Origin of the sequence: Mycobacterium sp. 1164966.3 (genome assembly GCF_001665395.1) — a bacterium.
Lineage (GTDB): Bacteria > Actinomycetota > Actinomycetes > Mycobacteriales > Mycobacteriaceae > Mycobacterium.
This window is the reverse complement of record NZ_LZSG01000001.1, coordinates 312,465-325,488: the sequence shown is the minus strand read 5'-3', so window position 1 is coordinate 325,488 and position 13,024 is coordinate 312,465. Positions and strand designations below refer to the sequence as shown.

At 66.6% G+C, this 13,024-nt stretch carries 14 protein-coding genes; 6 read left to right on the top strand and 8 right to left on the bottom strand.

Annotated features, from left to right (window positions below):
• Window positions 1–3: 3 nt before the first annotated feature.
• Window positions 4–804, top strand: a complete 801-nt coding sequence (locus A9W99_RS01495) for an MBL fold metallo-hydrolase (RefSeq protein WP_067372261.1) — start codon at window positions 4–6, stop codon at window positions 802–804.
• A gap of 76 nt (window positions 805–880) precedes the next feature.
• Here the strand turns inward: A9W99_RS01495 and crp are convergent, their stop codons facing one another.
• Both crp and A9W99_RS01485 read right to left on the bottom strand, forming a co-directional pair.
• Complete coding sequence (gene crp, locus A9W99_RS01490) at window positions 881–1,555, bottom strand: cAMP-activated global transcriptional regulator CRP (RefSeq protein ID WP_067233956.1); 675 nt, start codon at window positions 1,553–1,555, stop codon at window positions 881–883.
• Window positions 1,556–1,653: 98 nt separating this feature from the next.
• Window positions 1,654–2,049 (bottom strand): hypothetical protein, encoded by a 396-nt coding sequence (locus A9W99_RS01485; protein WP_082929753.1) that lies wholly within the window; start codon window positions 2,047–2,049, stop codon window positions 1,654–1,656.
• A gap of 104 nt (window positions 2,050–2,153) precedes the next feature.
• Here A9W99_RS01485 and nth point away from each other — a divergent pair, with 104 nt between their 5' ends.
• Genes nth through marP form a run of 4 tightly spaced genes read left to right on the top strand, consistent with a single transcriptional unit; the run spans window position 2,154 to window position 5,566 of the window.
• Complete coding sequence (gene nth / locus A9W99_RS01480; protein ID WP_172828785.1) at window positions 2,154–2,891, top strand: endonuclease III; 738 nt, start codon at window positions 2,154–2,156, stop codon at window positions 2,889–2,891.
• A gap of 17 nt (window positions 2,892–2,908) precedes the next feature.
• Entirely contained in the window at window positions 2,909–3,541 is a 633-nt protein-coding gene (locus A9W99_RS01475) for a TlpA disulfide reductase family protein (protein ID WP_067372251.1), read from the top strand.
• A gap of 34 nt (window positions 3,542–3,575) precedes the next feature.
• The gene (locus A9W99_RS01470; RefSeq protein ID WP_172828784.1) at window positions 3,576–4,367 is read left to right on the top strand and encodes a CoA pyrophosphatase; all 792 of its coding nucleotides are present in this window, start codon (window positions 3,576–3,578) and stop codon (window positions 4,365–4,367) included.
• 5 nt (window positions 4,368–4,372) lie between these two features.
• Window positions 4,373–5,566 carry an acid resistance serine protease MarP gene (gene marP, locus A9W99_RS01465; RefSeq protein ID WP_156622895.1) on the top strand — a complete coding sequence of 398 codons (1,194 nt, stop codon included), beginning with the start codon at window positions 4,373–4,375 and terminating at the stop codon, window positions 5,564–5,566.
• On the opposite strand, the gene A9W99_RS01460 is transcribed toward marP, so the two are convergent.
• Both A9W99_RS01460 and A9W99_RS01455 read right to left on the bottom strand, forming a co-directional pair.
• Window positions 5,559–6,521, bottom strand: coding sequence for an alpha/beta fold hydrolase (locus A9W99_RS01460; RefSeq protein WP_067372241.1), 963 nt, complete (start codon window positions 6,519–6,521; stop codon window positions 5,559–5,561). The genes marP and A9W99_RS01460 overlap by 8 nt on opposite strands.
• Complete coding sequence (locus A9W99_RS01455) at window positions 6,522–7,037, bottom strand: phage holin family protein (RefSeq protein WP_067372238.1); 516 nt, start codon at window positions 7,035–7,037, stop codon at window positions 6,522–6,524.
• A gap of 222 nt (window positions 7,038–7,259) precedes the next feature.
• Between A9W99_RS01455 and A9W99_RS01450 the strand changes: the two genes are divergently transcribed.
• Window positions 7,260–7,955, top strand: a complete 696-nt coding sequence (locus tag A9W99_RS01450; protein WP_156622878.1) for a serine protease — start codon at window positions 7,260–7,262, stop codon at window positions 7,953–7,955.
• 29 nt (window positions 7,956–7,984) lie between these two features.
• On the opposite strand, the gene acs is transcribed toward A9W99_RS01450, so the two are convergent.
• The 4 genes from acs to A9W99_RS01430 form a co-directional block, all read right to left on the bottom strand.
• On the bottom strand, window positions 7,985–9,946 hold the full coding sequence (gene acs / locus A9W99_RS01445) for an acetate--CoA ligase (protein ID WP_067372230.1): 1,962 nt from the start codon (window positions 9,944–9,946) through the stop codon (window positions 7,985–7,987).
• A 79-nt stretch (window positions 9,947–10,025) separates the two neighbouring features.
• Window positions 10,026–11,297, bottom strand: a complete 1,272-nt coding sequence (locus tag A9W99_RS01440; protein WP_067372228.1) for a PPE family protein — start codon at window positions 11,295–11,297, stop codon at window positions 10,026–10,028.
• Window positions 11,298–11,404: 107 nt separating this feature from the next.
• Window positions 11,405–12,334, bottom strand: a complete 930-nt coding sequence (locus tag A9W99_RS01435; protein ID WP_067372225.1) for a PPE family protein — start codon at window positions 12,332–12,334, stop codon at window positions 11,405–11,407.
• A gap of 156 nt (window positions 12,335–12,490) precedes the next feature.
• Window positions 12,491–12,934, bottom strand: a complete 444-nt coding sequence (locus tag A9W99_RS01430; RefSeq protein WP_156622877.1) for a hypothetical protein — start codon at window positions 12,932–12,934, stop codon at window positions 12,491–12,493.
• Window positions 12,935–13,024: the final 90 nt, after the last annotated feature.

Genomic DNA, 13,024 nt, shown 5'->3' with positions numbered 1-13,024 from the left:
CCGATGTCCGGATCAGCCGAGCCGGTCGAGGCGCTCACGCATCCCGCCTACGGGAGGCTGCGCCCTGTCACCGAAACCGCATCGGTGCTGCTGGCCGACAACCCGGGTCTGATGACGCTGGACGGGACCAACACCTGGGTGCTGCGCGGCCCGCGCAGCGACGAGGTGGTCATCGTGGACCCGGGCCCGGACGACGAAGAGCACATTCCCCGGATTGCCGCGTTAGGCCGGATCGCGCTGGTGCTGATCAGTCACCGGCACGGCGACCACACCGACGGGATCGACAAGCTGGTCGAGCTGACCGGCGCACCCGTACGCGCCGCCGATCCAAAGTTCCTGCGGGGCGGCGGCGTCGCGCTTGCCGACCGCGAGGTGATCGACGCGGCCGGGCTGAAGATCACGGTGCTGGCGACCCCCGGCCACACCGCCGACTCCCTGTCGTTCCTCCTGGACGACGCCGTGCTGACCGCCGACAGTGTGCTGGGCCGCGGCACCACCGTCTTCGACAAGGAAGACGGCGACCTCCGTGACTACCTGGAGTCGTTGCGCCGGCTGCGCGGTTTGGGCGGCAGGACCGTGTTGCCCGGGCACGGGCCGGATTTGCCCGACCTGGAAGCCGTCACTTCTGGTTATCTGATGCACCGTCAGGAACGCCTGGAGCAGGTGCGCGCGGCGCTGCGGGAGCTCGGCGACGACGCCGGCGTCCGTCAGGTCGTCGAACACGTCTATGTCGACGTCGACGAGAAGCTGTGGGACGCCGCCGAGTGGTCGGTGCAGGTACAGCTGAACTATCTGCGCGGTTGATCGGCGCGCGCTTACCTCGCTCGGTGTTGAGATTCTCGCTCGGTTGCTGCCTAGTCTGAGGCGCGAGGCGCCGAGCTTACCTCGCTCGGCGGGCTAGGCGCTCGGAGTCCGAAATGAGCACACTCTTGCCCTCCAGGCGGATCCAGCCGCGGTGGGCGAAGTCGGCCAGCGCCTTGTTCACCGTCTCCCGTGAGGCGCCCACGAGTTGCGCGATCTCCTCCTGCGTGAGGTCATGGGTAACCCGCATCGCGCCACCTTCCTGGGTGCCGAAACGCTGGGCCAGCTGCAGCAGCTGTTTGGCCACTCGACCGGGTACATCCGTGAAGATGAGGTCGGCCAGGTTGTTGTTGGTGCGGCGCAGCCGTCGGGCCAGCACCCGCAGCAGCTGCTCGGCGATCTCGGGACGGTCGGCGATCCATGCCCTCAGCGCATCCCGGTCCATCGAGACCGCGCGCACCTCGGTGATGGTGGTCGCGCTCGACGTCCGCGGCCCCGGGTCGAATATCGACAATTCGCCGAACATGTCCGACGGCCCCATGATGGTCAACAGGTTCTCCCGACCGTCCGGCGAGCGGCGGCCGATCTTGACCTTCCCCGCGACGATGATGTACAGCCGATCGCCGGGCTCTCCCTCGGCGAAAACCGTATGTCCACGCGGAAAGTCGACAGGTTGCAGTTGTTTGGTCAGTGCGGCGACTGCGCTGGGCTCAACCCCTTGGAAGATCCCTGCCCTTGCCAAGACCTCGTCCACGTTGCCTCTTCAGTTTTCCAACAAAGTGATACGGGCAGCCCGACCTGTTACGAGTGACACGCGTTTAAAGGTAGGCCAATCGGTTCGACGTGCCAACGCTACACACGATTGACGTCTCGAGTCTCCCTAAATTGCGGATTAATCCTGGAGCGAGCGTCCATTCGTATCGGCAGGCCGGACTCACCCGGTGTGCGGAAATCGCCGGCAAACAACAACGCGTCGTGGCGCGGCCTGGAAGGGGCGCCGGGCGCCGGTGATTCGGCGAGTCGCTGAACCTGGCGCCGGTGCAGATAATCCAGCGCCTCCGGCATACCTTCGCGGGCCAGCGTGTGGACGTCCACGGCCTCGGCGTGCTCGAGAAACTCGTCGACGTCCGTCGCCGTGACGGTGTCGGTGGTCAGTTCCCTTTCCAGCCGCCCGAGCCCGAGCGTCGCCAGCATCAGCAGCCCTGGAACGCAGGCCACCAGCAACCACGACACAAGGAGAGTAAACATGGCCAAGGTCTCAGCGAGATCACGAAATCAGTACTCTGTCGTAGGTGACAACGGCAAAGTCGTCCGGCCGCACCAAGCCGAGGCCGGCGACACCTGGCGCAGAGCTGGCCCGACGTTGGTCCAAGGAAACACGAGTTGGCTTGGTGCGACGGGCGCGACGCATGAATCGCGCACTGGCGCAAGCGTTTCCGCATGTGTACTGCGAGCTGGACTTCACCTCGCCGCTCGAGTTGACGGTGGCCACCATCCTCTCGGCGCAGAGCACTGACAAACGGGTGAACCTGACGACGCCGGCGTTGTTCGCGAAATACCGGACGGCGCTGGACTATGCGCAGGCGGATCGCGCCGAGCTGGAAAACCTCATCCGTCCCACTGGTTTCTACCGTAACAAGGCGAACTCGTTGATCGGCCTGGGGCAAGCGTTGGTCGAACGGTTCGACGGCCAGGTACCGGCCACCATGGAAGAGTTGGTGACGCTGCCCGGGGTGGGCCGCAAGACCGCCAACGTCATTCTCGGGAACGCATTCGGGATCCCGGGCATCACCGTCGACACCCACTTCGGACGCCTGGTGCGCCGGTGGCGCTGGACCGCCGAGGAGGATCCGGTCAAGGTCGAGCACGCGGTCGGCGAACTCATCGAGCGCAAAGAGTGGACCCTGTTGAGCCACCGCGTGATCTTTCACGGCCGCCGTGTGTGCCACGCCCGCAAACCCGCGTGCGGGGTATGCGTGCTGGCGAAAGACTGCCCCTCCTTCGGCCTCGGTCCCACCGAACCGCTGCTGGCGGCTCCGCTCGTCCAAGGTCCGGAAACCGAACATCTGCTGGCGCTGGCCGGGTTGTAGCAGCAGGGCGGGCGACTTTGACCGTAAGGACCCGCTGGACCATAGCGATCCTGGCGGTGGTGGCGGCGCTGATGGCGGCGCTGGTGGCGCAATTGCACGACGACTCCCCAAGGGCCGGCACGACGCGGCCGGGTGCCGACCGTCAACACCGCGACGCGGACACCCCCGCGGCGCTGGCAGAACCCCGCCAGCGTGCGAACCTGCCGTCGTGTCCCGCCGCCGGGAGCGATTTAGGCCCCCCCGCATTGCGCGGTGTGGTGGTGGAGTGTGCGGCAGACGGTTCGGCCGTCGACGTGGCCCGCGCGCTGGCCGGACGTCGGGTGGTCCTGAACCTGTGGGCGTATTGGTGTGTGCCGTGCCGGGCCGAACTGCCGGCCATGGCCGAGTACCAGCGCCGAGTCGGGGCGGACGTGCTGGTGGTGACCGTGCATCAAGACGTGAACGAGACCGCAGCGTTGCTGCGGCTGGCGGAGCTCGATGTGCGGCTGCCCACCCTGCAGGACGGTCGCCGGCGGGTGGCGGCGACATTGGCGGTGGCAAACGTGATGCCCGCGACGGTTGTGCTGCGGCCGGACGGTAGCGTTGCCCAGACGCTGCCGCGAGCCTTCGACTCTGCCGATGAGATCGCGGCTGCAGTCGGACCCCAATAAGAAATGACGCGCAATGAGAGCGCCGTGAAACGGCCTGAACGCGACGGAGGCGCCGGTGAATGCTGCGGCTTCCCTGACGCCTGAGGCCGGCCCGCCGTGGTTGCGTCCACTGGTGGACAACGTCGGCCAGATTCCCGACGCGTTCCGGCGCCGGCTGCCCGCCGATGTGCTGGCGATGGTGACCGCGGCCCGGGCTATGTCATCGGTGGCTTCGCTTCGTGGCAACGATCGCGAGGCCGCGGTGCTGGTGTTGTTCTCCGGCCCCCAGACCGGCCCCGATGGCAGCCTGCCCGACGACGCCGACCTGTTGCTGACCGTGCGGGCCTCGACCCTGCGGCATCATGCCGGTCAGGCGGCGTTTCCCGGCGGCGCATCCGACCCCGGCGACGACGGACCGGTAGCCACCGCCCTGCGCGAGGCGCACGAGGAAACCGGAATCGATCCGTCCCGGCTGCATCCGCTGGCCACGATGGAACGGACGTTCATTGCGCCCTCTCGGTTCCATGTCGTCCCGGTATTGGCCTACTCACCGGACCCCGGGCCGGTGTCGGTGGTCAACGAGGCGGAAACCGCGATCGTGGCGCGGGTTCCGGTGCGCGCCTTCGTCAATCCGGCCAACCGGCTGACGGTGTACCGCAGCGCTCTCGGTCGACGATGGGCCGGACCGGCGTTTCTCCTCAACGAAATGCTGGTATGGGGATTCACTGGCCAGGTGATCTCTGCGGTGCTCGACGTCGCCGGCTGGGCCCAGCCCTGGGATACCAGCGACGTCCGCGAACTGGATGACGCCATGGTGCTGGTCGGCGAAAAGGGTGGCGCGCGATGAATTCGCTGACCCCATCGGACTGGCTGGATGTGGCCGTGTTGGCGGTCGCGTTCATCGCGGCCATCTCGGGCTGGCGTTCGGGCGCGCTGGGATCGATGCTGTCGTTCGCCGGTGTGCTGTTGGGTGCGTTGGCCGGCGTGCTGCTGGCCCCGCATATCGTTAGCCATATCGCGGCGCCGCGGGCCAAGCTCTTTGCCGCGCTATTCCTCATCCTCGCGCTGGTTGTCGTCGGCGAAGTCGCGGGCGTGGTGCTGGGCCGGGCGGTCCGCGGCGCGATCCGCAACCGCAATGTCCGGTTGGTCGACTCGATCGTCGGAGTAGGCGTGCAAGTGATCGTCGTGCTGACCGCGGCGTGGCTGTTGGCGACTCCGCTGACCCAATCGAAGGATCAGCCCGAGCTGGCGTCCGCGGTGAAGGGTTCGCGGGTCCTCGCTTCGGTGAACGAGGTTGCACCCCAGTTCCTGAAGACGGTGCCGAAGCGGCTGTCGGCGCTGCTGAACACCTCGGGCCTGCCCGCGGTGCTGGAGCCGTTCAGCCGGACCCCGGTGGCGCCGGTCGCGTCACCGGATCCGGCGTTGGCCAACAATCCGGTGGTGGCCGCCACCCGGCCAAGCGTCGTCAAGATCCGCAGCGTGGCTCCCAGTTGCCAGAAAGTGCTGGAGGGCAGCGGATTCGTGATATCACCCAACCGGGTGATGACGAACGCCCACGTGGTGGCGGGGTCCAACAGCGTCCAGGTGTATGCCAGCGGCAATCCGTTCAACGCCACGGTGGTGTCCTACGACCCGCGGGTCGACATCGCCATCCTCGCCGTGCCCAACTTGCCGCCGCCACCGCTGGCCTTCGCTCAGGCCGAAGCGAAGTCGGGCACCAGCGTCGTGGTGCTCGGTTACCCCGGCGGCGGCAACTTCACGGCCACCCCGGCCAGGGTTCGCGAGGCCATCAAGCTCAGCGGGCCGGACATCTACCGGGACCCCAAACCGGTAACGCGTGACGTGTACACGATTTTCGCGAACGTCGAGCAGGGTAATTCGGGCGGACCGCTGATCGACCTCAGCGGCCGGGTGCTCGGCGTGGTGTTCGGTGCGGCCGTCGACGACGCCAACACCGGCTTTGTGCTGACGGCCGACGAGGTGGCCGCTCAACTCGAGCGGATCGGCTACACCCAGCCCGTCGCTACCGGCGCCTGCGTCAGCTGAGCCGCGGCCCGTGCACGTGCTCGAGGAAGCGCGTCAAATGCCGGTTCACTTCGTGCGGTGCTTCTTCGTGGCTGAAATGCCCTGCGCCGGCAATGGATAAGTAGCGTCCGTGCGGAGCGTAGTGCTGCGTGCGGTCGACGGGATCGGCCAGCACGTAGGGATCCGCGTCGCCGCGCAGGTGCAGCAGTGGCAGGCCGAGCTGTTGGGACATCGACTTGATGAAGCGCCGACCCTCGTCGCGCAGCTGACTGCGGACCGCCCAGCGCTGGTACTCGAGTGCGCAGTGCGCTGCACCGGGAATCCGGATCGCCTGCCGCAGATGTCCGATGGTGAGTGAAAAGTCTTCAGAAGCAACCCATTTCGCCGAGCTGCGGCTGCGGACCAGTCGCTCGATCTCGTCGGCGTTGTGCCGGGTGAGCAGCCGCTCGGGCCACATCGGCACCTGGTAGCGCAGCAGCGTCGGCAGCAGCGCCCGGCTCTGGTCGCGTCGGGTCAGGGTGGACCTGCGCAACGCGGCCGGATGCGGTGAGCTGATCAGCGCGATGGCACGCACCAGCCGGGAATGCAGTAATGCGGTGGCCCAACAGGTCAGCCCGCCGTCGGCGTGGCCGACCAGGGTTGCCGAGGAGTGTCCGAGTGCCCGGATCAGCCCAGCGGTGTCGCCGGCGAGCGTCCAGCCGTCGTAGCCGCGCGGAGGCTTGTCGCTACCGCCGTAGCCGCGCAAGTCGACCGCGACCACCCGCGCTCCGGTCAGCTCACGCAGCTGGTGCCGCCACGACCACCAGAACGAGCCGAAACCGTGCAGCAGGATCACCAGTGGCCGCGCCGTGGCCGGCTCGGTGGGCTGGCCAGTCGCCACGGATTCGACGACGTGGAATCGGATGCCGTTGGCGTGGACGTCCAGATGGCGCCATGGCCCGTCGATGCGGACCACCGACGGATCTGGTGCTGGCATCTACCAACCTGAGGGGTCGGCGGGCTTCTTGGGATCGGAGGTTATTGCCTTGGGAGTCCCGGGCTTGTCGTGTCCCGGGGTGAGCGCTGTTCGCGTCTCCTTGACCGATTCGATGGTCTCGCGCGGCCCCCGGATCCGACGGACTTTCAGATAGCCCAACAGGGCAAGCACCGCGGTAACGACGACCATGATCGCGAAGACGATCAGAAATGCCACCCAACGCCACAGCCAGGTATCGAGTAGCTCGGCGAGGAAGAAGAAGAAAAAGAACGTGGAGTAGAACAGCACCACCAGCGCAGCGATGAAGAACACGCTGCCGGTCAGGCCCTTCTTGACGTCACGGGTGATCTCGGCACGGGCAAGTTCCACCTCGGCGCGCACCAGCGTGGACATTTGTGTGGTCGCGTCTTTGATCAGGTCACCGATCGACGGCTCACCCGACCGGGCATGCGGATCGGCCAACGGAATCGTGGTCAAGGTGCTGGGCACACCGTTCGTGTGATCGGCTTTGCTCACAGACGGTCCTTTCGGTTTGCTTGCCCGGTTCGCTGTCGTCGCGGTTCATGTTGCCATGTGGTGCTTCGCCAGACGAGGCCAGCCACAGCACACTGGAGGAGTGATGACATCTCCCAACTAATCGACGGCACGGCAATTCGGCCAGAACGGGTATTCACAATCGATCATTTAGACTGGCGCACCGGTTCTCCGACGCTCAACCAGCCAGACAGGAGTTTTGCCGTGCAGTCAGCGCGCCGCTGGGTAGCGGTGGCGGTCGCCGCCATGCTCTGGGCACTGGTTGGACTGCCTGCGACTGCGTCGGCTGACGACAGAATCCCGTTGGGCGGTGGGGCGGGCATCGTCGTCAACGGGGACACCATGTGCACCCTGACCACGATCGGCACCGATCGCACCGGTCAGCTGATCGGCTTCACCTCCGCGCACTGCGGGAGTCCGGGTGCTCAAGTCGCCGCGGAGGTCGCGGAAAGCCGCGGTCCGCTGGGTGTCATGGTCGCCGGCAACGACAACCTGGACTATGCGGTGATCAAGTTCGACCCGGCCAAGGTGGCGCCGGTGGCCAACTACAACGGCTTTGTGATCAACGGCATCGGGCCGGACCCGGCCTTCGGTGAAGTCGCCTGCAAGCAGGGCCGTACCACGGGTAACTCCTGCGGCGTCACCTGGGGGATGGGCCAGCAGCCCGGCACCATCGTCATGCAGGTCTGCGGGCGACCGGGTGACTCGGGCGCCCCGGTGACCGTCAACAACCTGCTGGTCGGCATGATCCACGGTGCCTTCAGCGACAACCTGCCGACCTGCGTCATCAAGTACATTCCGCTGCACACCCCGGCGGTGGTGATGGACTTCAACTCGATACTGGCCGACGTCACCGCGAAGAATCGTCCCGGTGCGGGATTCGTGCCGGTGCCCGGCTGAGCTGTGTCGCTGCCGCGGGGCCGGCAGGGCTATTTGGCCGCCTTGATCGCGTCGAACACGCCGGGATCGAGCAGCGTTGACGTGTCGCCCAGCTCGCGGTTTTCGGCAACATCGCGCAACAACCTGCGCATGATTTTGCCGCTGCGGGTCTTGGGCAACTCGGGGACGATGTGAATTTCGCGTGGCTTGGCGATCGGCGAGATCTCCTTGGCGACCTCGCCGCGCAGCTCATCGACGGTTCCTTCGTGCGCGTCGTCGCTGTTGCACAAGACAACGAACGCGCAAATGGCTTGCCCGGTGGTGTCGTCGGTGACCCCGACCACCGCGGCTTCGGCGACGCCGGAATGGCCGACGAGAGCCGATTCCACTTCGGCGGTGGAGATGCGGTGTCCGGACACGTTCATCACGTCGTCGATGCGGCCCAGCACCCAAATCGCTCCATCGGGGTCAAGGCGGGCACCATCGCCGGCGAAGTAGAAGCCCTTGTCGGCGAATTTCGACCAGTAGGTTTCCCGGTAGCGGTCGGGGTCGCCCCAGATGCCGCGCAGCATCGACGGCCAGGGCTGGTCCACCACCAGATAGCCGCTGATGTGCCCCGCCTCGTCGTCGGCGGGCTCCAGCGGATCACCTTGGTCGTCAACGATTTTGGCTGAGATGCCGGGCAGGGGTGCCATCGCCGAACCGGGTTTGGCCGCGGCCACTCCGGGCAGCGGCGAGATCATCGCCGAGCCGGTCTCGGTCTGCCACCACGTATCCACCACCGGAACCCGGCCTGCGCCAAGGACATCGCGGTACCAGCGCCAAGCCTCAGGATTGATGGGCTCGCCGACCGAGCCCAGCAGTCGAATGCTGGACAGGTCATGGGAGTCGGGAATTTGCCTGCCCCACTTCATAAACGTCCGGATCAACGTGGGCGCAGCGTAATAGATTGTGACGCCGTGCTTTTCGATGATCTGGAAGTGGCGGTGTTCATCGGGAGTGTTGGGCGTGCCCTCGTAGAGAACCTCGGTGATGCCGTTGCACAGTGGACCATAGACGCCGTAGGTGTGGCCGGTGACCCAGCCGATGTCGGCCGTGCACCAGAACACATCGGTTTCGGGTTTGACGTCGAAAATGGCGTGCATCGTGTAGCCACACTGGGTGAGGTAGCCGCCGCTGGTGTGCACGATGCCCTTGGGTTTGCCGGTGGTGCCCGACGTGTACAGCAGGAACAGCGGCTGCTCGGCGTCGAACGCTTCCGGGGTGTGTTCGGCTGACGCCGAGTCGACCACATCGTGCCACCACAGGTCGCGACCGTCTTCCCACGGCACATCAATCCCGGTGCGCCGCACCACGATAACGTGCTCGACGGGACTGTCCGGCCCTTCGACCGCCTCGTCAGCGGACTCTTTCAGCGGTGCCGGCTTGCCGCGACGGAATTGCCCGTCGGTCGTGATCAGCAGCTTGGCCTCGGCGTCGGCGATCCGGGCCCGCAATGCCTTGGCGGTGAAGCCGCCGAACACCACGGTGTGCATGACTCCCAGCCGCGCGCAGGCCAACATGGCGATCACGGCTTCGGGAACCAACGGCATGTAGATCGCGACCCGATCACCGGCTGTCAGGCCGAGATCGGTGAATGCGTTGGCAGCCTTGCAAACCTGGCTCTGCAGATCGGAATACGTCAGACTTTGGCTGTCGCCGACCGGTTCGCCCTCCCAGTGGATGGCGACCCGATCCCCATCGCCGGCCTCGACGTGACGGTCCACGCAGTTATAGGCGACATTGAGCTTGCCGCCGACGAACCATTTGGCGAACGGTGCATCCGACCAGTCCAAAACCTCGGTAAAAGGCGTCTCCCATGACAGCCGCTCGGCTTGCTTGGCCCAGAACGCCAGCCGGTCTTTCTCTGCCTCCCGGTAGAGATCCTCGCGGGCGTTGGCTTGCTCGACGAACTGCTCGGGCGGCGGATACGAGGTGGCCTCTGCGGATCCTTCGGGTTTGGTTTCGCTCACTGGCTCTCTCCTGGGTCGAGGCTCGCGCCTGCGAGCCTAGCGCCGCAACCAGGGGCGCGCAGGCGACGACGAGGTCGTGCTATCCGGCCGACGGCGAATGGGGAATCAGGGACGGACGAAACCCGACTCGCAGCGCACCCTCGGATTCGCGTCCGACCATTCCGCCCAGCGGCAGTCTGGAAATCGCGGGTCCATTCGCCACCGGCGTCGTCCCGCCCGGCACGACGCCCGGGTCGAGGATGGGTGCCGGCGCAGTCATCGACCCGGCTTGGGTCGCCTGAGCGCCCCAACTCGGAGGCACTGACAAAGTCCCCAGCGGCGTCGCTTGACCCAGGCTCGCGGCCGCGCTGGTTCCGCCCGCCGGTCCTAAAGCTCGGGCACCACCCAACTGTCCCAGGGCACCCAGCGGCCCTAATCCTGCCGACTCGCTCAACTCGTCCGCGCCGGTGAAGTCCATGCCCACGCCGAGCAAGTCCAGGCCGACACCCCCGCCGTCCAAACCCACCAGACCGAACGCGTCCATGCCGAGGCCAGCGGTGTCCTCAGCCAAGCCCAGTTCTTCACCGCTGAGACCGGTCAGGCCCGTCGCCGCGCCTTCGAGAGCGCCGGCGCTTTTGCCGACGCCCTTCATGCCTGACACTCCGGCGAGGCCGGAAACTGCAGCGACGGGCGCCGATGCCGCCGACGACATTCCCGACGAGGCAATCGTGCCCGCGGTTGACGATCCGGGCGTCGCCAGACCCTGCAATGTCTGGGGCACTGTGGCCATCAGGTGCGTCGACGCCGTGTGCGCGACCGCGCCGGCCTGGGCGCCAAGCCCGCCGGGGTTGGTCGTCTGCGGCGGTGGCGTGAACGCCGTGACAGCTGACGCCGCAGCAGAACTCGCCGCGTAGCCGTACATCGCCGTGACGTCCTGGGCCCACATCTCTGCATACTCTGCTTCGTTGGCCATGATCGCGGGCGTGTTCTGCCCCAGCAGGTTGGTCGCCACCAGCGTCGCCAATTGAACCCGGTTGGCCGCGACCATTGGCGGCGGCACGGTCATCGCATAGGCGGTTTCGAAGGCGGCCGCAGCCGCGGTGGCTTGCCGGGCCGCCTCTTCGCATTGGGCGGCGGTGGCTCTCATCCAGATCAGGTAGGGCGTGACCGCGGCTGCCATCGACATCGACGACGGACCGATCCACGATTGCCCGGTCAGCTGTGTGATTACCGACTGATAGCCCCCGGCGGCGGTGTGCAGTTCGGCGGCCAGCGCATCCCATCCGGCCGAAGCCGCCAGCATCGGCGCCGCCCCGGGGCCCATATACATTCGGCCGGAGTTGATCTCTGGTGGTAATCCAGCAAAATCCATCCCATTTCCTTGGTCTAGGGGTTGATCGAAATTGAGGTTTTGAGCAGATATCGGTCGCGGTTACTGCCTTCGCGCCGCTGGCCGAGGCATTCCGCCGAACGAGTGGCTTACGTTGCGCTGCGCCCGGGTCGTCCACTCAGCCGGCGCCCGATGGCAATGGCAGCGCTCTGGAATTCGGTTTCGAAAGACCCGACCGGCGGCGCTGGAAACCAGGCTCGCGGTACCGACAACACTCCAATCGACATCCCGCGGCCCACCCCGGCGACCACAGACGCGCGGTTAGTCCGGACCGCTTTGGCAGCACCCGCGATCGCGACAGCGATCGGAACGCTGGCGTGTTTTGCGAAACCCAGCCGCCGCGAACTCAGCTTCGACAGCGGCGACGACATCGACAGCAGAGCCTTGCCGAACCGCGTCGACGAGGCCGAGGAGAGCGCTCTCAGTGTTCGGGGTAACGTGGAAATCACTTGTGCGCCAGCGGATATGACGTCATCGTCAGCGTCGGACGTCTGGGCGGGTCCGGCGGCGGGCGGTGACTCGAACTGCTGCATGGCCGAGGCCGCAGCCGACGCGTCGGCGTAGGCATACATCGCGGCGGCGTCTTGGACCCACATCTTCTCGTAGTCGGCCTCGGCTGCCGCGATTGCCGGGTGGTTTTGGCCCCAGAAGTTCGCCGTCACCAGCGATGCCCGCAAGGCGCGGTTGGCCATGATCAGCTGCGGGGGGACCGTCGCCGCGAAAGCTGATTGGAACGCGTCGGCGGCGGCTCTGGCCTGGCGCGCCGCGTGCTGCGCCGATGCGGCAGTGGCATTCAGCCACGCCAGGTACGGCGTCGCGGCCAGGCCCATCGCCGTTGCCGCCGCGCCCTGCCACCCGTCAACCAATCCTGAGGTCATGGCGTGGTAGTCGGCGGCCGCTTCGTACAGTTGGCCGGCCAGTTCGTCCCAGGCCGCCGCGGCGGCCAACATCGACCCCGGGCCGGGCCCGTGATACATCCGTGCGGAGTTGATCTCCGGCGGTAACGTCCCGAAATCCATTGCTGGATTGCTCCTAGAAGCTGGGTTACGCGGAAAGGCCAAGGTCGCCGCGGGCTCTGCCGGTCCGGCGGCGGCACCGACGGACGCGTCGACGCTAGCTGCGACTCATCGCCGCAAAGGCTTGTGACGCAAGGCAATTGCCCGGCGGTTGACCGATCAGCGGCGCGCGACGCAGAGTTGGGTCAATAGATCTTGGCCGGTGAGTACGGTGGCGGGTGCCCGGGAACGGACGTCGCCTTGCCGCTGCGTCCCGGCGACCCAGGCAACCGTGGGCGGTGACCAAGCGCCGCGTGGTTCGCACACCGACCAGGTGGCCGGCCGATCACGCCTCAACCCGGCGCCTTTGACGGCCTTGTCGTCCGAGGGGGACCCGCTGTCGAGATCGCCTACTGACGCGGAGCGGCGATTGACGTGTGCCGGACCGGCGTTCGGGCTGATCAGTGCTGTTGCGGTGACCGATTGCGATGCGTCGCTCGCGATGTCGGTCTGCAGGGCCCAGCTGCCCACCGCAGCGCCGGAGACGCACAACACAGCGACGACAGCGATGGCCGACTTCCACCGTGACGATCTAGAAGGCCCGCCCGCAACCCGAAAACGCACAATAAGGCAACTGTAGCAGTGGGTAAGAATCACTGGCCAGCACGGCGCGTCGGCACCGGTGCTGACAGCGTGCCGCCACGTCAGCACCTA

Bases quoted from the DNA above. Each gene is read 5' to 3' on its own strand.
- A9W99_RS01495 (WP_067372261.1), top strand. From the start codon at position 4: ATGTCCGGATCAGCCGAGCCGGTCGAGGCGCTCACGCATCCCGCCTAC.
- A9W99_RS01485 (WP_082929753.1), bottom strand. From the start codon at position 2,049: ATGTTTACTCTCCTTGTGTCGTGGTTGCTGGTGGCCTGCGTTCCAGGG.
- A9W99_RS01460 (WP_067372241.1), bottom strand. From the start codon at position 6,521: ATGCCAGCACCAGATCCGTCGGTGGTCCGCATCGACGGGCCATGGCGC.
- A9W99_RS01440 (WP_067372228.1), bottom strand. From the start codon at position 11,297: ATGGATTTTGCTGGATTACCACCAGAGATCAACTCCGGCCGAATGTAT.
- A9W99_RS01435 (WP_067372225.1), bottom strand. From the start codon at position 12,334: ATGGATTTCGGGACGTTACCGCCGGAGATCAACTCCGCACGGATGTAT.